This window comes from Rhodanobacter sp. MP7CTX1 (genome assembly GCF_014205795.1).
Taxonomy (GTDB): domain Bacteria; phylum Pseudomonadota; class Gammaproteobacteria; order Xanthomonadales; family Rhodanobacteraceae; genus Rhodanobacter.
Genome location: NZ_JACHCN010000016.1, coordinates 82,545 through 103,473 on the forward strand (window position 1 = coordinate 82,545; position 20,929 = coordinate 103,473).

Genomic DNA, 20,929 nt, shown 5'->3' on the forward strand with positions numbered 1-20,929 from the left:
AGTCACGGGGCGCAGCGAGTCGGGTTCGATGCCAAGGCCGGAATCGACTCCGTCTCATTACGACATACCTGGGGAAGGTCTGAACAACTCGGTGTGCGAGGCCGCCTGATGGGTGTCAGATCACCTCCGGCGACATCTTCGCCGAGTTCGGAAATCCACAGCGACGATCAGATCAGTGGGGCGGCGTATCCGCGTGATCGTCGTCTGCCCGCCCGAACTCAGGCAGGTACCGGCCGAAGTTCATTTCGAAGTCGCCCGGAACACCGTACGCCATACTGCGGAGCTTGATGCGGCGCGCCTGCGCACCGGGCGAGACCAGGGTTGAGAAGAATGCGTCGATGCTCGACTGAAGCTCGGTAGCTGTCGGCGTCCCGAACCGATTGATCTGGGCTTTCGCCGCGGCCAACGTCTCACGGTCGAACGAGGCCAGACGCCGGCCGAGCGCATCGACGAACGAGTCGAGGTCGTCATCGTCCAGCGTGCGGTTCACCCAGCCATAGCGCTCGGCGATATCAGCATCGAAATCGTCGGCGCTGAGTACGATCTCGATTGCCCGCGAGCGGCCGACCAAGCGCGGGAGCCATTCCAGCGCCCCGCCGCCCGGAACCAGTCCGACACCGACCTCGGGGTTGCCGAACAGGGCGCTTTGCCGGCTGGCGAAGCGCATGTCGCAGGCCAGCACGAACTCGTTACCGATGCCGCGCGTGCGGCCGCGAATCTTGGCGATGCTCGCGACTGGCGTGGACGAGAGGCGCAGTACAAAATCGCGCCAATCGCCCAGCACCTCTGGCCGTTCAGCTGCCTTGGCCACGTCGAGATGGGCGACGAAAAAATCGGGATTCGCTGACTGGAACACGACGACCTTCACGGACGGGTCCGCCTCGAGGTCGGTCATCAGCGCCCCCAATTCGTCGATCGTTGCGGGAACAAACATGTTGATCGGCGGGTTGCTGAAGGTGATCGTCCACCGACCCGGATAGGTGCGGTCGATGTTGAACTGTGAAAGGTCAGGCATGGCGCATCTCCTAAGGCGAGTGGGGGCCAGATTTGCGTTCAAGGTGATCTGTGGACAATGGGTACCTCCGCAGCGATGGCTTCGTCGCCGCTTGTGCCCAGGATGGTGTCGGCATCCACCACGATCCTCACAAGGGCAGATCCTTACCCGTCTGCTCGCTTATGAGGTACTCAACGTACCAGTCCGGCCAATTCTCATCGCGTTGGCCACCAGTCCGCTTCTCGTGCTCGCCGTGCGCGGCCGCTGCCCGCCGCAGCGCAGCCACGAAGTCCCTCGACGAGGCGAATGTCGTGGCGCCTGGGTCCAGGCGCCCGGGTCTTCGCTGGGTTACCTCCTGGAACAGCCAGCCATTGCCGTCCGGATCGCTGAAGGAGGCGAACGAGCGGTAGCTGTTACGCTCGGGATCCGGACCGCTAACCCGAACCCGCCCGAACAGGTAGTGCTCGTCCGGGCCGGCGAAAACGCCAGCGGCATCGTGAAATATTTCACTGACTTTCACTCCGCGACTGAGCAGGTCTTTGCGGGCTGCCTCGACATCGGAGACGATGAGGTACAGCCCTTGGGCGGAGCCGGGGGCGGCCGTGGTGATGTTCTTGCCGAAGATGATCGAACACCCGGAACCGGGCGGCGTGAAATGGATTCGCCGGAGGTAGCCATCATCCGAGGCGTACTCGGCGTCCAGCCTCCGCCCCAAGCCACCGTAAAAGCGCTTGGCGCGATCGACGTCGGATACAGGGATGACGACGAGCTCGAGTTTCATGTCCACACCCCGCGCATGCGGGGTCTCATCTGCAGTGCTGCTCATGTGAACCTCCCATTACTTGCGCCGCAACGCGGCCTTTGAGATTGACGGCAAGAAGGCTTGCTGAGCGGAACCGGGCATGGTCGATGAGGGCGCAGCCGGCCATGGCTGCGTAGCCAGGCTTGGTTGCTCGTGCTCCCATTCACGGGGCCTTCTGCGAGCGGGCATGGACGCGAGCCATGTTGATGGTGACAACGACCATCAGAACCGTCACCTTACAAGGGCAGGTCCTTACCCGCCTGCTCGCTTATGAGGTACTCGGCGTACCAGTTCGGCCAATTCTCATCACGCTGGCCGCCGGTACGCTTCTCGTGCTCGCCGTGCGCTGCTTCCGCTCGCCGCAGCGCAGCCGCGAGATCCTCTAATGAGGTGAATGTCGTGACACCCGTGTCGATGCGGCCGGGTGCTCGATGGGTGAGCTCCTGGAACAGCCAGCCATTGCCGTCCGGATCGTTGAACGAGGCGAACGAGCGGTAGCTGCTACGTTTGGGATCCGGACCGCTAACCCGGACCCGCCCGAACAGGTAAGGCTCGTCCTGGCCGGCGTACACGCCAGCGGCGTCGTGGAACACTTCGCTGATCTCCACTCCACGACCGACCAGTTCTTTGCGAGCCGCCTCGACGTCGGAGACGATCAGGTAGAGGCCTCGGGCGGATCCGGGGGTGGCCGCGGTGACGTTCTTGCCGAAGATGACCGAGCACCCGGAACCGGGCGGCGTGAACTGAATCACGCGGAAGTAGCCATCCTCTGAGGGGTAATCAGCGTCTAGCCTCCACCCCAGGCCGCCGTAAAAGCGCTTGGCGCGATCGACGTCCGAAACAGGGATGACGACGATCTCGAGCTTCATGTCCACGCCCCGCGCATGCGGGGTCTCAACTGCAGCGCTGCTCATGGGAACCTCCGATTACCTGGGCCGCAACGCGGCCTTCGAGATTGACGACAACAAGGCTTGGTGAGCGGAACCGGGCTGTGAACATCAACGAGACCGGCGCGGCGCGAAGTCCTGCTCGCCCTACCGTATGTCGGGCCGACCGTGACGATAGGGCGGGCATGGCTCGGCCGCCCATGGCCGCCCGGACCTCACTCCGACATCAGGTGCGTTGCGTGGGTGATGGTCCCGCCTGCGCGTAGATCCGCAGCGACGAACGCGGTTTCGGCAAGCTCCACTTCGGTGGCGCCAGCCTTAAGCGCCTCACCCTTATGGATTTCGATGCAATAGGGGCATTGCGTGGTCAGCGCAACCGCCACGGCCATCAGCTCCTTGTACTTCTTCGGGATCGCGCCGTCAGCGCGCGCCGCCTCGTCGAACGCGAGGTAGCTTTTCCAGGTGTCGGGCGCCTTGGCACCGAGCGACTTCAACTTCTTCATATTCGCCATGTCGTACATGCTCATCATCTTCCTCCTGCGCTCTTGCGCGACGAATTACGCACAGCCGAGCCGCCTCATCAGTGACCAAGGCATGCGCGATAGGGGGCGTGTCAGCTAGTGGCGGTTAGTTTGCCCAAGTAGTCGTAGCTGGGCATCGAAAAAAAGAGCAATAAACCTGGACCCGCAGTGGTGAGTACGCAACCGAACTACTACCCAGATCACACTCAGTAAATTTACGGAATCGGGGCTCTGTTCTCGGCAAAGCCATCGGAGCCTTCGTTGATATCCTCGTGGCGCTATCGGTGGTGCATATCCGTAAAACAGGAACTTCAAGACATCGTCAGGTCTGCGCCTGGTGACAAAGTGTGTGCGCTTTTGGAAATCAAAGTACGTGCATTGCTCGGCCGTTACGTACGCACTTTTCCAATCGCTAAATCGTAAGGTTCGTAGACAAATATCCAAAACAACAACTTAGGATGTCGTGATCGCGCAGATCATCTTCACCTTGGTAGCCAAAGTATGTGCGGCGCTTGACCTGCGGACCACCTGTGGAGGGCATTTTTTCCAAATGCTCACTTACGAACATCCAGAGTCAGCCTCGTGCGACACGGGGCTCGCCCGGCGTGATCCGACTTTCATTCTTTCATGAGTGCTGCACGCAGTTCGCAGCCGTCTTGCGATAAATCTTTTGAACGACAGAATGCCCTTGATTGTCGCGCTGCCATGCCAAGTGCTTCCCTTTCGGCAGGCAAACCTTTCGCCGCACCCGATCCGAAACACCAGCCGAACGGCTTCATCAATCAGCTGCATCGACCGACTGAGTCCGCAGCAGTGCCCTCGCGATCAAACGTTGCAATAACTCCTGGAAAAGTTGGTGTCACGAGGATCGCCTTTGAAGTCTTCTTCATAGCGCAACGGCAGCATTCACGAATTCATTACTTATCCACGGAAAGAAGAGCATAGGATCGCCAACAGTTCACGCGTTGTTATCAATTCGCGGGAAGCTTAGACCGCACCCACCGATGTCTTTCGGCAATGCGAGGGGTTCCATGGATAAGCCCGTCCCAGGTCGGCGTCAGTTCCTCATCGGCACCGCTGTCGTGGTAGGCACCGGCCTAGCTGGGGTCCTCGGTACGACGGTCCGTGATGGCGAGTTGGGTGCTCCGCCGCGTAGTTTTAGGGGAGGCGTTCCCTGGACCGAGGGTCAGGCGGATGCGCCGCCGGGCGTTTCAGGCGAAGACTATAAGTTTTTCACCCCCGCCGAGCGCATGTTTATTGAGGCCGCGGTTAGCCGTCTCATTCCAAACGATGAGGTCGGCCCTGGAGCCCTCGAAGCGAATGTGCCCTTCTTCCTGGATCGGCAACTGGCAGGACCCTTCGGTCGCGGTGATCACTATTACTTGGGCGGACCGTGGCCCAAAGGTACGCCCGAGCAAGGTTATCAGAGTCGTTTTTCGCCGGCTCAAGTGTATCGCGCGGCGATTGCCGCGATCGACAAGCACACACGCGCGAACTTCAATGGCACCGACTTTGCGAAGCTTTCCGACGACGATCGCGACAAGTTGTTGAAGAGCATGGAGAGCGGATCTCTCCAACTCGAAGACGGGGTCGATGCGAAGACATTCTTCACCATGTTGTTGCAGAACACCAAGGAAGGTTATTTCTCCGATCCGATTTATGGCGGCAACAAGGACATGGCGGCATGGAAAATGATCGGCTTCCCCGGTGCGCACTACGATTATCGGGAATGGGTGACTCGCCACGGTGAACCGGTGCCTTTTCCGCCAGTGAGTTTCAAGGGCCGTCCAGGCTGGAATGGGGAGAGCTGAGCATGGTGACGACCTTGAAGCCGGTTGATGCCGTCATCGTTGGATTTGGCTGGACCGGCGCCATCCTGGCTCAGCAACTGTGCGATGCAGGTCTTGAGGTCCTTGCTCTGGAGCGCGGTCCATGGCGCGACACATCAACGGATTTTGCAACAGGATTCGCTCAAGATGAGCTGCGCTACATGTGGCGGCATCATCTTTTTCAAAACGTCTCCGACGACACGCTGACGATCCGCAACAACGTCAATCAGACCGCGCTGCCGATGCGGCACCTTGGCTCATTTCTTCTAGGCACGGGTGTTGGCAGCGGTGGTGTGCACTGGAACGGTCAGATATGGCGATTCCTGCCATCGGATTTTCTGACCAAGAGCCACAACCAAGAACGCTACGGAAAGCAATCGGTTACCGACTACGATCTCACGGTACAAGATTGGGGTGTGACGTACGACGATCTCGAACCTTTCTACAATCAGTTCGACGTACTGTGCGGGACCAGCGGGAAGGCGGGCAATCTCAACGGGCAGATTCAACCCGGGGGCAATCCGTTCGAGGGTGCACGCTCAGCGGAATATCCTACGCCGCCCATGGCGCAAACGTATGGTCCGACATTATTCGGTAAAGCCGCAACCGATCTTGGACGTCATCCGTTCCCTCATCCCACGGGAAATCTGTCGCAGCCCTACGTCAACAATCTCGGTGCACAGATTGGAGCTTGCACGTATTGCGGCTTTTGCGAAAAATTCGGTTGCGGCAACTACTCCAAGGCCAGTCCGCAAACCACCGTCTTGCCCTATGTCATGGCCAAGAGCAATTTCACGCTGCGCACGGAAAGCGAAGTGCTGAAGGTTGAGTTATCACCCGGCCGCAAACAGGCTACAGGAGTCAGCTACGTCAACAGCGCCGGTGAAGAATTCTTTCAGCCAGCGTCGCTGGTGATCCTGTCATCCTACATTCTGCAAAACGTGCGTCTCTTGCTGCTTTCGGGCATTGGCACGCCGTATAACCCGCAGACCGGTTTGGGTGTAGTGGGGAAGAATTACGCGTATCAGACGATGTCATCGGTGAATGTTTTCTTCGATGACAAGCTGATCAACCCGTTCATTGGCGCCGGTGCACTTGCCACCGTTGTCGACGATTTCAACGGCGACAATTTTGATCACTCGGGGCTCGGTTTCATTGGTGGCGCCTACATCGCTGGCATGGTTACTGGCGGTCGTCCCATCGAAATGATCTATACGCCTCAAGGGACGCCTGCATGGGGCTTGGCATGGAAGCATGCGGCGGCCAAGAACTATCTCCGATCGTTTAGCTTGAGCGTCCATGGCTCGTGCATGAGCCATCGCGGGAATTATCTCGACCTGGATCCCACGTACCGCGATATTCATGGCCGCGCGATGCTGCGGATGACGTTCGACTTTACGGACAACGAACACAAGATGTCCGATTACCTGACCGATCGCGCTGCTGAGATCGCGAAAGCGATGAATCCCCGGGAGATCAAACTCAATCGGCGTACCGGCTCATGGAACGTGGTGCCATACCAAACCACGCATAACACGGGGGGAGCGATCATGGGCGATAACCCCACCAACAGCGTGGTCAACAAGTACCTGCAAAGCTGGGACGTGCCCAACGTATTCTCGATGGGTGCCGGCGCCTTTCCCCAGAACGCCGGCTATAACCCCACCGGCACCGTGGCCGCGTTGGCGTATCACTCGGCGCAGGCAATCATTCAGCAATATCTTAAAAGTCCCGGTCCATTGGTACAGGCGTAAATGCCATGCGCATGCTACTTCGTGTCGTAGGGGTGCTGATTGTTCTCGGTCTTTTTGTGGGCGCTTATTCAGCCTGGGGTCTGAGCCGCGTCGCCGCGTTACCTGCCGGACCCGTAACATCGGTGGCGGCGGCAAGGATATTGCTGAAGCCCATCGCCGATGGTCCAAATGCGGCGCAGCTTCGCGAAGGGCAATATCTGGCCAGGGTTGGCGATTGTCTGTCATGCCACTTGCGCGCTGACGGCGAGCCGTTCGCCGGCGGCCTGGGACTGAATACGCCGTTCGGGGTGATCTACACCTCGAATATTTCTTCAGACCCTCACCAAGGCATCGGCAATTGGACGCCCGATCAGTTCTATCGTGCCATGCACGATGGCATCGGTGGTCATGATCAGCATCTGTATCCCGCGTTTCCGTATCCGTGGTTTCGCAACCTTAGCCATCAGGACGACGACGCCCTACTTGCGTATTTGAAGACGACGCCACCCGTCAATTATCAACCGCCCGACAATAAAATGGTTTTCCCGATGAACGTGCGGGCTGCCGTATCGGTGTGGAACCTGCTGTCGTTGCCGCAACAGCCAAAGATGCAAACGCCGCAAGGCGCCACTGCCGAATGGCTTCGTGGCCAAGTGCTTGTCATGGGGCCTGGGCACTGCAGTCAATGTCACACGCCACGCAATCTTTTGGGTGCGGACAAGCAGGGTAAGGCGTTCCAGGGCGGCCTGCTGGACAACTTTGTCTCGCCTGACCTGACGGGCAATCAGCGGACGGGTTTGGGACGTTGGACCATCGACGACATTGCCGAGTACTTGCGTACGGGACGAAATGCTCGCGCAGCGGCAGGCGGCCCTATGGGTGATGTCGTTACTTATTCGACGTCGTTGATTACCGACGAAGATCGGCATGCGATTGCGTTATATCTGAAAAGCTTGCCTGCTAGTGCCGATGTTGACGTGACAGCCCCGGATCCAGCATCGATGAAGCGCGGCGGGGCCATTTTCTCCGATGCATGCACGGCTTGTCATCTCGAGAACGCCGTGGGTCAACCAACGCTCTTCCCACCACTGGGGAATAACGCCGTCACCCAACAAAACGATGCCACCGGGGTGCTGCATATCATTTTAGCCGGGGTGCGCGTGGGTCCATCGCCAACTCGTCCTTCTCCTCTGACCATGCCGAGCTTTGCGTGGAAGCTTACTGACCAGCAAGTGGCAGACGTCAGCACCTACATTCGAAATAATTGGGGCAATCGGGCCTCTCCGGTAGGAGCCGCGGACGTCGCAAAACTGCGTGGCAAGTTGCAATTGGATGAGCTTCATCTCACCGACAATTCTGGCGATCACTAACTGCTGAGTTGTTGGTGAGCGAGGAAAAGAGCGTCGCTTGCCGAGGCGTAGCGTATTAAGGATCTGCCATGAAAACGACTCGAGTCATCGCCCGTGTAGCATTGGCACTTGCGAGCACCCTGGTGCTTCAACTGGCGCTGGCGCAGCAGCCAGGAGTCCATCGCACTGAGCTGCAGCGGCACGATATGAGTGTCCCTGGCTGGGAGGCTGTCGAAGTGCGCATCGACATCGATCCAGGAATGATCGTTCCCAATCACAAGCACCCCGGCGAAGAGGTTGTCTACGTTCTTCATGGCTCGCTCGAGTATCGTCTCGAAGGCAGTCCCCCCGCGATGCTCAAGGCCGGCGATTCTCTCTTCATTCCGAAGGGAGTGGTCCACAACGTTAAGAATGTTGGAAGTGATAACGCGTCGGAAGTCTCGACGTATATCGTCGAAAAAGGAAAGCCTCTCGCCGAACCGGTTAAGTGATTCAGGTGATGACAATCATCGACGCAACGCGCGCGTGACTCAATTACTTGGTAGCAAGCCGGCTTGACCAGCCCCATGTGTGCCTCGGATAAGGGCGCCCACCGAATTCGTCCGGCTTTGGGGCCCGTCTCCGCGCAATGCTTGGCTGCGCGATCGAGGCAGTCGGCCACTGCGCCCGCCGTCACATCACGGCAAACGGACGCGTCCCAACGATTACCTATCGCAATCGCTGGGACGGAAGGCCGATCAGGCCCGCTGGCCACCAGAAGCCGTGATCCGTTCGCCGGTCACCCAGGCCGAATCGTCGGAGGCCAGGAACAGCGCTACGCGAGCGATGTCTTCTGGCTGGCCCGGGCGACCGAACGGGATCGTGGCGACCACGGCTTCGACGGCCTCTTGCGGCCAACCCAGAGCCGCGATGCCTTCGGTGATCGTGGCTCCGGGCGCGATGCTATTGACGCGAATCTTCTTCGGCGCGAGTTCGACCGAGGTCACGCGCGTGACGGAGTCCACAGCGCTCTTGGACGCAGCGTAGATCACCGAGTTGGGCATGTAGCCGATGCTGGCGATGGAACTAATGTTGATGATGCTGCCGCCGTTCGGGCCGAAGTATTTCGCCGCCTCTTGCGTTGCAGTAATGACGCCGAGGACGTTCGTGCTGAACTCACGATGGAATTCCTCCTCCGTGGAGTCCTGCAAGGGTCCAAAGGCGTAGACGCCCGCATTGTTCACCAGGATGTCGAGCGTGCCAAAGGCGCGTTTCGACTCTTCGAACAGTCGCTGGATATCGGCGGTCTTCGAGAAGTCGGCCCGGATGGCTATAGCCTTGCCGCCGGAACTCTTGATCTCGGCGACCAGGGCATTCGCCGCTTCCTTGCTGGTCGAGTAGTTCACGACGACCGAGGCGCCGGACTGGGCGAAAAGCTTGGCGATGCCGGCACCGATGCCTTTGGAGGCGCCGGTGACGACGGCGACCTTGCCGGTAAGTGTAGTCATGATTTTGTGTCCTGCAGTGACGGCGCCACGTTGGCGTCTGGATGCACTGTCGTCGATCGATGGACACGCGAGTAGGTGCGTCGACAACTAAGACTTATTCGTCAAATGGATGGCTCCCCACGCTCAAAATGGGCGAACATGTCCAATAGTGGGCCGTCGAGAAAAGGAAGATCGTCGCTATCTGAGCAAGCCCTATCACCACGGATTCGCAGAGCCGTGACCTTCATTTCAGGAGTAGCATTCCATGACCAAATTTGCCTTGTTCGTCCGTCTCGAAGCCAAGCCCGGCCAGGAGGCTGCCCTCGCCGACTTCCTCGCCAGCGCACTGCCGCTCGCCAATGCCGAGTTGGGTACCGTCGCTTGGTTTGCGTTGCAGTTCGGCCCTTCGACATTTGGCATTTTCGACGCCTTTGCAGACGAGGAGGGTCGTCAAGCTCACCTGCGCGGCCCCATCGCGGCTGCATTGATGGCCAACGCCGCTGCCTTGCTCAGCACCCCGCCGACCATTGAGAAGGTCGATCTGCTAGCGACGAAATTGCCTGGCTAACAGACTTTGGCGGCGGTCCGCGCCGATGCGGGCATCGAACCGACGATTGCACGCATGCGCAGCATGCTTCGATCGTGACGCCACAGCTGCACCGCGCAAGCTCGAAGCCTAGCGACGAAGTTCCGCGATCAGATACTCGACCAGCGCGCGTGCCGAGGGCTTCGGTCGTCGGCCTGGAGTGAACATGCCGTGGACTTCGATCTCGCCCATCTTCCAGTCGGGAAGTAGCTGAATCAGCGAGCCACTGGCGAGTTCCGCGCGACAGCCCCACAGCGACGTGGTCACGACACCGATCCCCGCCACGGCGGCCGCTACCGCCGCCTCGTTGAAGGATACGGTCAGGCGGGAGTTGATGCGGACCGATACGCTTTGGCCATCCTTCTGAAACGACCATGTGCCGGCGTTCGTTCCAGCAGGCCCGACGATGGCCGCGTGAGCAGCCAAGTCTGCGGGCGTCTGGGGCGTACCCCTCGACGTCAGATAAGTCGGGGACGCCGCGATCAACCGCTGCGTCCGCCCGATCACTCGCGCGGTGGCGCTCGAGTCGGCCAATTCGCCGAGTCGTAGTGCGACATCGACACCTTCTTTGATGGTGTCTTGCCGTTGATCGCTCATCAACAAGCTGACGTTTAGTTCCGGATGATGCGCAAGGAAGCCTGGCATCAAGGGGATGATTTCGCGCACGCCAAAGCTTGCAGGCATGGCCACACGTAATGACCCGCGCAGTTCCCGCGATCCACGAGCAGTGTGATCGGCTTCCTCAAGCGACGACAGGATCGCTTCGACACGGATGAGGTAGTCGTTGCCGACGTCAGTCAGCGTGACAGCCCGCGTCGTGCGGGTAACCAAGGCCGCGCCAACGTCTTCCTCCAAAGCCGCGATGATCCGCGATACTGACGGCTGTGAAAGATCAAGTTCTCGCGCCGCAGCAGAGAAGCTTCCCGTGCGGGCAACGCGCACGAAAAGTCGGAGCGCCAGCAGCTTGTCGTTCATTCGCGGAGTGTGTCTTAGACCGAGCGGTGGCGGCAAGTAGGCCCTGGCGCTGATTCCGATACCCTCGGACACCCATGTATGTGCACTTTTGGAAACCAAAGTATGTGTAGTGGAGACGTCTTGTGTACGTACTTTGCTGACTTTTGGGTAGCAGAGTATGTACGCGGCTAACTAGAACAAAAGCTTAGGCGATCATGCTCGTTGGGTGCATTTCTGATTTGACAACCAAAGTATGTGCTGGACGGGCCGATGGAGCATTTCAGCCATCTTGCCTTCGAGCAGATAGAGTAACGGTGAGCTCGCAATTAGTCGCCGTCTTACCTCCATCGCGACTCACCATCGTATCCGCAGCTCACCCTTGAGCCCCCTCGGAGCTCGATGACATCAGCAACGAAATTTCCGTAGACGTCTTCGTGTATCAGCTCTGTAGAGCCTCTAGTCCAAATGCGGAGACGATGGTCTTCGCCACAGGTTGCCAATAGTCCGTCGTGGAGAAACCTGACCGGCGAACGGCTGCGTCATGCGCTTTGAAAGACGCCAATTCGTGTAGATCGCGAATTGCTGATTGGCGCGATGCCGCGTAGTGCGAAGTGCGACTGGTGCTATCCCGTACTGGCGTTCACGGCTGTCCATGAGTACGCCGCCGCAACAAGCGTGTGCCCGGCTCGCCATCCTCAAAATGAAAAGTGGCCGGTTCCCCGGCCACCCTTCAAGCGTGTCACTGAACCAGGATCAGTGGCTCGAGCCAATGCTGGTGTTCTGACCACCAGCCGCCGAGCCTTGCAGACGGCTCGCCTGCACCTGCGTGCCCGCCGGGATGACCAACGGATTGCCCGCGGCGTCGGCGACCCTGAACGACTGGAAGCCGCTGCCATTGCTTTGCCACTGGTAGACGTCGCCGGCCGTACCCACCCACAGGATGTCGGCCAGGCCATCGCCGTCATAGTCGGCAATGCTCGCCATGGCATAGCCCGGAGCGACGTTGAGAGTTTGCTGCGACTGCACGGCGAAACCGTTCATCTGCCACCACGCCATCTGATTGCCAGCTGGGTTGGTCCAGATCAGATCGGTATTACCGTCGCCGTCCACATCACCCGCACCAAACAACACGAAACCAGCCGGATGATCGGCAATACGGTGAGTGACAAAACCGCCCTGCTGGTCGTTGATCCACACATAGACGCTGTTGTCGGTCGTGCTGGTCCACACGATATCGGCGTAACCATCGCCGTTCACATCGGCCAGGGTCGGAATAAAACCCGCGGCCACGGTGGTGATCGGCGAGATGGTGGCTTCATATTGGAACGTTGTCCAACTGTAGGCGACCTTCCACCAGCCGAACTGGTGCGTTGTCGCGTTGAACCAGAACAGTTGCGATTGCTTGCTGCCATCGGGCGTACCCGCGCCGATCAATTTCCATCCGGCGCCATAGGAACTGCCGATCGACATCGGGAAATAGTTACCGGTGCCATCGCCGTCCCACAGATACAGGTGATTGTCCGGCCCGGTCCACGCCAACTGGCCAGCACCATTGCCACCAAGAATATTGCCGATGGCACCGATACCGTACCCGGCGGCAATCGATTGAGTCGCTGTCTGCACAACCACCGAGCCCTTCATGCCCAGCGAGGTGAAGGTGCCCTTCGCCGGATCCACCAACGCGATATCGCTGAATCCATCGCCGACGCCATTGGAGGAGGACATGAAGTCGTACGGAGCCACATAGCCGCGCTGGAATGGCCGGTAGAACTTGGCGACCGCTTGCACCAGGTTCGTCACGTTGACGCTACCCAGACCGGTAGCATTGTCATAGCCAGCATTGGTCATCCAGGCGGGTGCCGGCGGGGTCAGGCTACCGGCGTAGGAAATGCCGAACTTCTCCACCTGCGCGCCTGAATAGCATTCCCTGGAACCAGCCAGGCAGGGTTCGGCGATGTCGCCTACGGTGATGTCGTTGAACACGCAACGGCTGTTGATCGCGGCACCGTTGGAGGAATTGCACGCGGCCAGCATCGCCGTGTTGGGCGAGCCATTGGTGCCATATTCCTTGGCTGCAAGAGAGTAGAACGCAGGCAGGATGTTGCCGCTACCAGGCAGAAGATATTTACTTCCGTCGTTCCCCACAGCCTGGTTGATCAACGCCTGCACGCCCGCCATTGCAGGTGCGGCGAACGACGTGCCGCCTGCGCTGTTGTAATACACGTCGTCAGGATTGCTGTAGTCGCAGGGCGTGCCACCGACGTTCGGATCGGACATGCAATACACCAGCGCGTGACCGAACAGCCCATTGGCAGCGAACAACGACACATCGGGCAGGGTGCGGAAGTTGTAGTTGCTACTACCGTACACGCCTGTTTGCCATGGCTGCTGGAACCAGTTCGTGCTGGCGCCGCCGCCACCGCCAGCGGTATTCAAGAATGCCTGCTGCTCAGCCGGGCTAAGGTTGTTACAGGACTCAACGGCGCTGTCGAAATTGAGCAAGGGATAGATCACGCTGCTCGCGCACGAGTCGTTCCAGGTCATCTCCGGCACGTAGCTGACGGCAGAGGAATTCAAGGACAGGTTGGTTGAGGTCCAGTACTTGTTCGCCTCTCCCCGATCATCGAAATCGGTACCACCCACAGCAACGTTGTACGGCGTAGAACCCAGGCCGTTCACAGTTGAACCCTGGAAGGACACCTCCGCGCCTTGATCGCACGCCACCGCACCCGCGTCGCCGGACGAAACGAATACCGTTACGCCCTCCATCGAGGCTGTTTGCCAGAGGAAGCCGGCGAGACCGGCCATGCCATCCACAAAGCCGTCCGGTTCACACTCACCGTAGCTCAGGCTCAGGATTCCCGGCATCACCGCGAAGCGGCTATCCGAGCCAAGGGTGATATTTTCTGCCGCCTGGAACGGGCCAAAAGTGGCTCCCCCCTGATCGCTGCACGATGCGACCACGATGTTGGCATCCGGTGCAGCCGCGCCGGCCCATTCGGCATCCAGCGCTGCCTCGCCTTCGTCCGGATAAACCGCGCCCGGATCGGGGCAACTGGTGTCTGCCGGATAAAGGAGTGGCTGGATATAGCTCACCGTGCCGGTGGCGTTGGCTGGCAGGAATGCCTGGCGGAAAGCCTGGATGTCCGACGGCAGCACGTCCGACTGCTCAAGCACGACCACCGTCTGTCCTGCACCGCGAATCTGCGTGCCCTGTTGCCAGAGCGGATTGACGTTGTAGATCGTATTGAAGTCAGCCGGTGCCACGTCATACGCCGTACCGGAATTCGTTCCAGGCGGCACGGTGAAGTTTGGTGCTGATGCATCCTTGGTTGCGGTCTGCCATTGCCCGCTCTTCTTGTCTTTCTTCACCAGTCCGACATTGCGATAAAGCGGCTTCGGAAAGAAGTTGTGCAAAGGAGCCGCATTCTGCACTAGCGGCTGCAATGCAGCCGGAATCTGCTCCGCTCCGGCGTTGGCGAAATGCTGCTCGCCGTTGACCGAGTAGCTATGCAAGCTGGTATTGAATGCCTTGCCAAGGGCTCCGGCGGTGCCGGAGAAGTGAATGGTCATTCCCGTCGGCGATACCGAATTGACGGTCAAGCCCTGTGACTTGATCCATTGCGTCACCTTGTCGATATCCGACTGCGCGGGTCCGAACATCTGACCGATCTGCGTGGGCGTCAGCCAATGATGGAAATAGGGTGAGCTCGGATTGGTCAGCTGGGCCGAGTAGGCGTCTGCATCCTTCTGCTTGTCATCGCTTCGCTTCAGCAGCAGCGTGACGTTGCGGATCAGCTGCGTGGAAGGCAGCGGCCCCGTGTCGTATTTGGCTACTGCCAATACCGGTCGACTACCCTGCACGGTCGCCAGTTTGCCGTTGTCGATCGCGTCGTGGATTCGCGGACTGTCCGGCTGATAATCCGGATAAGCATTTGTTGCTTGTGGTGTCGCCGCCGACCCCACCGGTGACACGACGCCCCCGAGCGTCATGGCCAGCGCTACGCACCATGGCCGATACCGTCTTTCAATAAGCATCAGATATTCCCTGAGGGAAAATGAGAGACGCCACCCAAGGCCGAGCGGGATGCTTTGCGCCCCCGTTTCTTCTGGCCTAGGCCTTCCCGTGACGTCTTGCGCGGACACCCCCTCTTTGGCGCCCGGGCCGCCATACGCTACAGCGAGGAGCCTTTTTTCTCACAAACCAAAACTTACCTCATGCTCACCAAATCCTTCCTTGTCGCTCACCAAATCTTTCCATGCGATCGCGCATGGAAACCAGATCGCCTGTTCAAGACACCGCGTGGAGCGGTCGTCCAAGTCCGTAGCCTTCCAGATGTCTATGCGGAGAAATTCCAGTGCGACGCCGATCAGGAAAAGAGCGCCGAAGAAGACTCGATCACGATGATTCCGAGTCGCTCACCAAGCTTTCTAGTGTGAGCAGTGCTTGGGAATGAACTGCGATGATCACCGGCAGTTCAATGAGCTATCTGCGGTCCACACGAAGGGTGCTACGCCGCTCCTTAGCTATGCGCGGCAACATTTTCGCTCAACAACGCACCCAACCACGTGAGGACGAGTACGTTGTCCGGATTGCTTCGCGGTGAGTTCTATAGCAAGGCGCGATGCCTGCAAGCGGAGCGCATGGCAAATCCGAGCAAAAATGCTCTTTCGACAAAAGTGAATTGCGCCATCGACTAATTGTTGAAGCGATCAGATCCGACTATCGTGCACGCCATCGAGTTCCTGTCCACCCGCTACCGCGTTTTGCGATGAGCGGGCCAGACAACCTGGCGACCAGAATGAATCCGGCCGATATCGAATTCGGTGCTGCAGATCGGTGAACGCTCCTCTGACGAATTGGCTCGTTGTGCTGGCTCAACGGCCTGCCTGCGCAGGGGGGTTCTCGTTTCTACGGTGATGGACGCCGCGGAGCTGTCGGTCCGATCGGCGTCAAGGCCAAACAACTATTCTTTTTTTGGAGTAAAGCATGAGCACATCACAAAAGGTTGTCGTCGTTACCGGCGCGTCGCAAGGCATTGGCGCTGAAGTCGTGAAGGCGTTTCGAAAGCTCGACTACCGCGTTGTCGCGACCTCGCGCACGATCAAGCCGTCGGACGATCCGAACATCCTGACGGTAGCTGGTGATATCGGTGATCCGGCAACCGCCCAGCGTGTCATCTCCGAAGGTGTCGCGCGATTTGGCCGGATCGACACGCTGGTGAACAACGCCGGCATCTTCATCGGCAAGCCTTTCACCGAAAACACCACTGAAGACTACAACGCCGTCATGAACGTGAATATGGCCGGCTTCTTTTACATCACCAAACTCGCCATCGCCGAAATGGAAAAGCATGCGAGCGGCCACGTGGTAACTGTCACCGGCAGCATCAGCAACGGTATCAGCGGCGCGCACATGACACTGGCGGCGATGACCAAGGGTGGCTTGAACGCAGCTACCAGGACGCTGGCGATTGAATACGCCAAGCAGGGCATCCGCGTGAACGCCGTCGCACCGGGCGTTACCAAGACGCCAATGCATCCTGTGGAATATCACGACATGCTGGGCGGCTTCCATCCGCTGGGCCGCATGGGCGAAGCGAGCGAAGTCGCCAGCGCCATCGTGTTCCTGGATTCGGCAGAGTTCATCACGGGAGAAATCCTGCACGTCGATGGCGGCCAGAGCGCCGGACGGTAAGCGACGCCGACGGAGCCGTTCGCGGCGTCGCGAAGGGCTCTGCATTGCTTCCTGCAAGGGCGAAATGATATGCGCGATACGCAATTCACCGATGAAAAAGACTAGCTTTCCACGCGTCTGATCCCCTCCCGCAAGAAGTCAGCTTCCGCAGCCGCTATCACCACGCCCCCGTACGGCGAGTTCAATAGGGTGGTGCTGCTCAATGAAGAAGGCGCGCTTGCGGGTACGAATGGCCGGCGTGATGACAGCCTCCCGGATATCGCGGTGGCGCCGTCATCTCGCTGACTTTTCCGGCCGCCGGACGGATGGCATTCGACGTCAAACAGTCGCAGCCGGCCATCCCTGAAACGCCGAAAAATATATCGCCATCGTCAATGACGTCCCATCAGGTCGTTCCGCTGCGATAGCAGGACAACGCCAGGCGATTCAGGCCGGCGTTTTTCAGCGCGTCTACAGGAAACCATATGCACACAACATCAAACCCGGCGGCGCAGCGGGCGTCACTGGCTGTGCTGTTAGCCACCAGCTTCGCCTTCATCATCGTCCAGCTGGATGTCACCATCGTCAACGTCGCGCTGCCCAGGATGGGCGCAGAACTTGGCGCCCAGGTCAGCACCCTGCAGTGGGTGATTGATGCCTACACGCTGGGCTTCGCGACCTTCCTGCTGTCGGCCGGCGTGGTTGGCGATAAATTCGGCTCTCGGCGCGTGTTCCTGAGCGGCTTCGCCCTGTTTACGCTGGCCTCCATCGCCTGCGCGCTGGCGCCGTCGGCGATGGCGCTGAACGTGGCGCGAGCCGTGCAGGGGGTGGGCGCGGCGCTGCTCGTGCCCAGTTCGCTGGCCATCCTCAATGCCACCTATGCCCACGACAAAAACATGCTGGCCAAAGCGATCGGCTGGTGGACGGCGGCCGGCGGCGTATCGATTGCGGCTGGCCCGCTGATCGGCGGCCTCCTGCTGTCGACGACAAGCTGGCGCAGCATTTTCTGGGTCAATGTACCGATCTGCGTGATCGGCTTCGCGCTGACGTATTACGTCGTGCCGCGCACGGTGACGAAGGAGTCGTCGCGCCACTTCGACCTGCCGGGCCAGCTGTTGTCGGTGCTCGCGCTGATCAGCTTTATTGCCGCGGTGATTGAGGTGCATGCACTGGGCTTTTCCAGCCGGGTGGTGCAAGGCGGACTTGTGCTGGCCTTCGTCGCCGGTGTCGCCTTTCTGATGGTCGAGAGTCGTGTGCGGGCGCCGATGCTGCCGCTGACCCTGTTCCACAGCATGAGTTTTTCGGGCGCCGTGCTGTTTGGCGTGCTAGCCAATTTCACCTATTACGGCGTGATCTTCGTGCTCAGCTTCTACCTGCAAAAAGTGCGCGGCTATACGGTGATCGAGACCGGCCTGACTTTCCTGCCGCTGACCGGGATGGCCTTCTTTTCCAACATTGCTGTCGGTCGCCTTTCGGCGCGCACCGGACTGCGCGCGCTCATGGTGGGTGGTGGCCTAATCGGTTGCTCTGGCTACGCGTTGCTCGGCATCTTCGGCATCTCGGACCATGCGACCTTCCTCGACATGCTGCCGGGCCTGGCGCTGATCCCGATCGGCATGGGCTTCGCGGTGCCGGCCATGACGACATCGATTTTGTCCAGCGTCGAGCGGCACCAGGCAGGGACGGCGTCGGCCGTGCTGAACACGGCGCGCCAGGTGGGCGGCGCAACCGGCGTCGCCATCTTCGGCGCCGTCGTGGCGAGCGGCACCGGCGCGGCCGTCATGGGCGGCGTGCGGAGCGCATTGCTGATCTCGGCCGCGCTCCTGCTGGTGGCTGTTGCCATTGCGTTCTGGAGCCGCGCCGGCACGACGGCGCCGGGGCACAATCGCGCCAAACGTTCCCCCGACGCTGGTCGAAAGGACATTGCAGTCAAGAGTTACACATCGTCCCAGTACGGGGGTGATCCGATCGCATCGACAAGGAAAGCAGATACCTCGCGCACCCTTTGAGACCGCAGTCTGTTCTCAGGCGAGAGAATTTGAATGTATAGCTCGTCAGCGTATGCGGAGATATCCCAGTCGGTCAGCAAGCTCACAAGCTTCCGATCTTTAAAGCTTGTGGGATCGAACAGCCAGGTTGGGAACAGCACGATTCCGCGTCCTGCCAAAGCGGCGGACACCAATACCTCAGAGTTGTTGCTTCGCAATGGGCCACTCACATTCACCGGCTCAAATTTCTCTTTGGAAGAGTGTCTGAAATTCCACCTTTGCGATTCTTGCGGTCCCTTATAGACGAGGCAACTGTGCCTCAAGAGGTCTTCCGGAGTTTGCGGGGTGCCGTGCAAAGCCAGGTATTCAGGGCTTGCAGCAAGCAAGTATCGATGAGCGCTCACGACCTTACCTATCAGCCCCGAATCTATCAATCGCCCCACGCGGATGGTGATATCCGCACCCTCTTGCACCGGATCGATAAAAGCATTTGTGAGAGTGAGTTCTACCGACAGGTCAGGATATTGGGCTAGCAGCTTGTTGACCAGGTTGGCGATATGGAGCCTGCCAAGCGCTTCTGGCGCGTTGATCCTGACCAGTCCCCGGATACCGCCGGCCCTAAGGGCGAGCTGATCTGCAGCGTCATCCAGAAGCTCGATAGCCTCGCGCACCTGCGCATAGTAGAGCTCCCCCTGCTCGGTGAGCCTGACGGCACGCGTGCTTCTATAAAAGAGCTGCTGTCCCAGTTCCTTTTCCAGAGATGCAATGAACCGCGACACCGACGAAGCTGGGACCTCAAAGTGCCGGGCAGTGGCGAGAAAACTGCCCGTCGTTGAGACCATCAGAAAATAACGTAGGGCTTGGACGTGCATGGCTGCCTTTTAGCATCTTCTCGCGCGCGACGTTTGGATTAGGCCACTTCCAGCACGAATTCAACGATCACGGGCATGCCCAGCGGCATGCTGGCAACACCTAGCACGATGCGGACGGGTAGCTTCTCCTTGCCGAATAGCTTGAGGAGTAAATCCGTCGCGCCGTCAGCCACTTTCGGGTGATCGGCAAAGCCCTGCGTGGTCGCCATGTAGACGGTTAGCTTGATTATTCTGGTGACGTGATCGAGCGAGCCAAGGAATTCACGAGCGGCAGCCAAGCCGCTGAGCATCGCTTGCTCAGTCGCCAGTTTACCTTGCTCGGTGGTCAGGTCCTCGCCAATGCGTCCGCGAACGATCGGCTCGTGTCCCCACACCGGCACCATGCCGCTGAAGTACACAAGATTACCGCTACGCACCGCCTCCACGTACGAGCCAAAGGGTGAAGGCGGTGGAGGGAGAACGATGCCCAACTCGGCGAGCCTTTGTTCCGCGCTCGCTACGCTGTCGGCGCTCATCACCATTTCCCCAGATGGCCGCCGCCGTCCACGCGCACCGTTTCACCGGCGATCGGGCGGTTGGTCCGCGGCGATGTAATGCTGACGATGCTGCCGCCCGTGCCCTGGGTCAGCATCTGGCGCACCACGCGCAGGGTCACGAACAGGAAGCCGTCCACATTGATCGACTGCAGCTTGCGGTAGTCCTCAATGGGAAAGTCGACGAACGGCTTGCCGATGAAGGTGCCGGTGGATTGCGTTTTCATAGGGTTCTCCAGTGAAGGGGGTAAGGATCTGGAGGCGAAGTCTGAGCCGGCGACCATCGCTTGATTGGACGGGACAATGTGGAATCTCTTCCCCGGCCATCGGAAATTATCGACATGCTCAATCTCAACGATATCGCGGTCTTCGTGAGGGTGGCGCAACTTTGCAGCTTCAGCCGCGCAGAGCATCCGCTGGGGATGTTGGTGTCCACAGTCAGACCTTGGGTCAGCTTGCTGGAAGGCCATACCTGAGAAGCTGTGGTTGGCACCGCACTGCGAATCTGAAACGTCCGCCAACCGGCGAGGAAAAGCGTTTGAGTAGCACCTGCGCCTTCGCACGATCGGGTTGCCTACAAGAATGGGTGAGTCTCAGATCGGCCTGCGACGAATGAAGCCAATGTCTGTACATGTCCTCTGACTGGACTTACCCCGATCCCTAGACACATCGGACCCTCACAAGGAAGCCTGTTCAAAGGCTTCGGGGCTGACACCGCCGATGTGGCTGTGCCGACGG

At 59.4% G+C, this 20,929-nt stretch carries 19 protein-coding genes; 8 read left to right on the plus strand and 11 right to left on the minus strand.

The window, feature by feature from the left end; genetic code table 11:
• Window positions 1–172 precede the first annotated feature (172 nt).
• The 5 genes from HDE77_RS17025 to HDE77_RS17045 all read right to left on the minus strand — a co-directional run bounded on the left by HDE77_RS17025 (window position 173) and on the right by HDE77_RS17045 (window position 3,983).
• A complete protein-coding gene (locus tag HDE77_RS17025) occupies window positions 173–1,015 on the minus strand; it encodes an enoyl-CoA hydratase/isomerase family protein (RefSeq protein ID WP_184419111.1) in 843 nt (280 codons plus the stop codon).
• A gap of 127 nt (window positions 1,016–1,142) precedes the next feature.
• On the minus strand, window positions 1,143–1,820 hold the full coding sequence (locus HDE77_RS17030) for a VOC family protein (protein WP_184419112.1): 678 nt from the start codon (window positions 1,818–1,820) through the stop codon (window positions 1,143–1,145).
• Window positions 1,821–2,032: 212 nt separating this feature from the next.
• Window positions 2,033–2,710, minus strand: a complete 678-nt coding sequence (locus HDE77_RS17035) for a VOC family protein (RefSeq protein ID WP_184419113.1) — start codon at window positions 2,708–2,710, stop codon at window positions 2,033–2,035.
• Window positions 2,711–2,898: 188 nt separating this feature from the next.
• A complete protein-coding gene (locus HDE77_RS17040) occupies window positions 2,899–3,210 on the minus strand; it encodes a carboxymuconolactone decarboxylase family protein (RefSeq protein WP_255482780.1) in 312 nt (103 codons plus the stop codon).
• 611 nt (window positions 3,211–3,821) lie between these two features.
• Complete coding sequence (locus HDE77_RS17045) at window positions 3,822–3,983, minus strand: hypothetical protein (RefSeq protein WP_184419114.1); 162 nt, start codon at window positions 3,981–3,983, stop codon at window positions 3,822–3,824.
• Between the two features lie 252 nt (window positions 3,984–4,235).
• Between HDE77_RS17045 and HDE77_RS17050 the strand changes: the two genes are divergently transcribed.
• The 4 genes from HDE77_RS17050 (at window position 4,236) to HDE77_RS17065 (ending at window position 8,606) form a co-directional block, all read left to right on the plus strand.
• Window positions 4,236–5,015: a gluconate 2-dehydrogenase subunit 3 family protein gene (locus tag HDE77_RS17050; RefSeq protein WP_184419115.1), complete on the plus strand. Its 780-nt coding sequence runs from the start codon at window positions 4,236–4,238 to the stop codon at window positions 5,013–5,015.
• A gap of 2 nt (window positions 5,016–5,017) precedes the next feature.
• Window positions 5,018–6,787 (plus strand): GMC family oxidoreductase, encoded by a 1,770-nt coding sequence (locus HDE77_RS17055; RefSeq protein WP_184419116.1) that lies wholly within the window; start codon window positions 5,018–5,020, stop codon window positions 6,785–6,787.
• A gap of 5 nt (window positions 6,788–6,792) precedes the next feature.
• Window positions 6,793–8,136, plus strand: coding sequence for a c-type cytochrome (locus tag HDE77_RS17060; protein WP_184419117.1), 1,344 nt, complete (start codon window positions 6,793–6,795; stop codon window positions 8,134–8,136).
• A gap of 68 nt (window positions 8,137–8,204) precedes the next feature.
• Complete coding sequence (locus HDE77_RS17065; protein WP_184419118.1) at window positions 8,205–8,606, plus strand: cupin domain-containing protein; 402 nt, start codon at window positions 8,205–8,207, stop codon at window positions 8,604–8,606.
• Window positions 8,607–8,852: 246 nt separating this feature from the next.
• Here the strand turns inward: HDE77_RS17065 and HDE77_RS17070 are convergent, their stop codons facing one another.
• Window positions 8,853–9,602 carry a glucose 1-dehydrogenase gene (locus tag HDE77_RS17070; RefSeq protein WP_184419119.1) on the minus strand — a complete coding sequence of 250 codons (750 nt, stop codon included), beginning with the start codon at window positions 9,600–9,602 and terminating at the stop codon, window positions 8,853–8,855.
• Window positions 9,603–9,846: 244 nt separating this feature from the next.
• On the opposite strand from HDE77_RS17070, the gene HDE77_RS17075 reads away from it, so the two are divergent.
• The gene (locus HDE77_RS17075) at window positions 9,847–10,149 is read left to right on the plus strand and encodes an antibiotic biosynthesis monooxygenase (protein WP_184419120.1); all 303 of its coding nucleotides are present in this window, start codon (window positions 9,847–9,849) and stop codon (window positions 10,147–10,149) included.
• Window positions 10,150–10,257: 108 nt separating this feature from the next.
• Here the strand turns inward: HDE77_RS17075 and HDE77_RS17080 are convergent, their stop codons facing one another.
• The gene (locus HDE77_RS17080; RefSeq protein WP_184419121.1) at window positions 10,258–11,142 is read right to left on the minus strand and encodes a LysR family transcriptional regulator; all 885 of its coding nucleotides are present in this window, start codon (window positions 11,140–11,142) and stop codon (window positions 10,258–10,260) included.
• A gap of 732 nt (window positions 11,143–11,874) precedes the next feature.
• Window positions 11,875–15,159 carry a protease pro-enzyme activation domain-containing protein gene (locus HDE77_RS17085; protein WP_184419122.1) on the minus strand — a complete coding sequence of 1,095 codons (3,285 nt, stop codon included), beginning with the start codon at window positions 15,157–15,159 and terminating at the stop codon, window positions 11,875–11,877.
• A gap of 952 nt (window positions 15,160–16,111) precedes the next feature.
• Here HDE77_RS17085 and HDE77_RS17090 point away from each other — a divergent pair.
• On the plus strand, window positions 16,112–16,819 hold the full coding sequence (locus HDE77_RS17090) for an SDR family oxidoreductase (RefSeq protein WP_184419123.1): 708 nt from the start codon (window positions 16,112–16,114) through the stop codon (window positions 16,817–16,819).
• A gap of 464 nt (window positions 16,820–17,283) precedes the next feature.
• Window positions 17,284–18,807 (plus strand): MFS transporter, encoded by a 1,524-nt coding sequence (locus tag HDE77_RS17095; protein ID WP_184419124.1) that lies wholly within the window; start codon window positions 17,284–17,286, stop codon window positions 18,805–18,807.
• Here the strand turns inward: HDE77_RS17095 and HDE77_RS17100 are convergent.
• Genes HDE77_RS17100 through HDE77_RS17110 form a run of 3 tightly spaced genes read right to left on the minus strand, consistent with a single transcriptional unit; the run spans window position 18,735 to window position 20,418 of the window.
• On the minus strand, window positions 18,735–19,658 hold the full coding sequence (locus HDE77_RS17100) for a LysR family transcriptional regulator (protein WP_184419125.1): 924 nt from the start codon (window positions 19,656–19,658) through the stop codon (window positions 18,735–18,737). The genes HDE77_RS17095 and HDE77_RS17100 overlap by 73 nt on opposite strands.
• 38 nt (window positions 19,659–19,696) lie before the next feature.
• Window positions 19,697–20,173, minus strand: a complete 477-nt coding sequence (locus tag HDE77_RS17105; protein ID WP_221444331.1) for a RidA family protein — start codon at window positions 20,171–20,173, stop codon at window positions 19,697–19,699.
• On the minus strand, window positions 20,173–20,418 hold the full coding sequence (locus tag HDE77_RS17110; protein WP_184419127.1) for an SDR family NAD(P)-dependent oxidoreductase: 246 nt from the start codon (window positions 20,416–20,418) through the stop codon (window positions 20,173–20,175). Before HDE77_RS17110 ends, HDE77_RS17105 begins: the two co-directional genes overlap by 1 nt.
• Window positions 20,419–20,532: 114 nt before the next feature.
• Between HDE77_RS17110 and HDE77_RS20600 the strand changes: the two genes are divergently transcribed.
• On the plus strand, window positions 20,533–20,667 hold the full coding sequence (locus tag HDE77_RS20600) for a hypothetical protein (RefSeq protein ID WP_255482781.1): 135 nt from the start codon (window positions 20,533–20,535) through the stop codon (window positions 20,665–20,667).
• Window positions 20,668–20,929 lie beyond the last annotated feature (262 nt).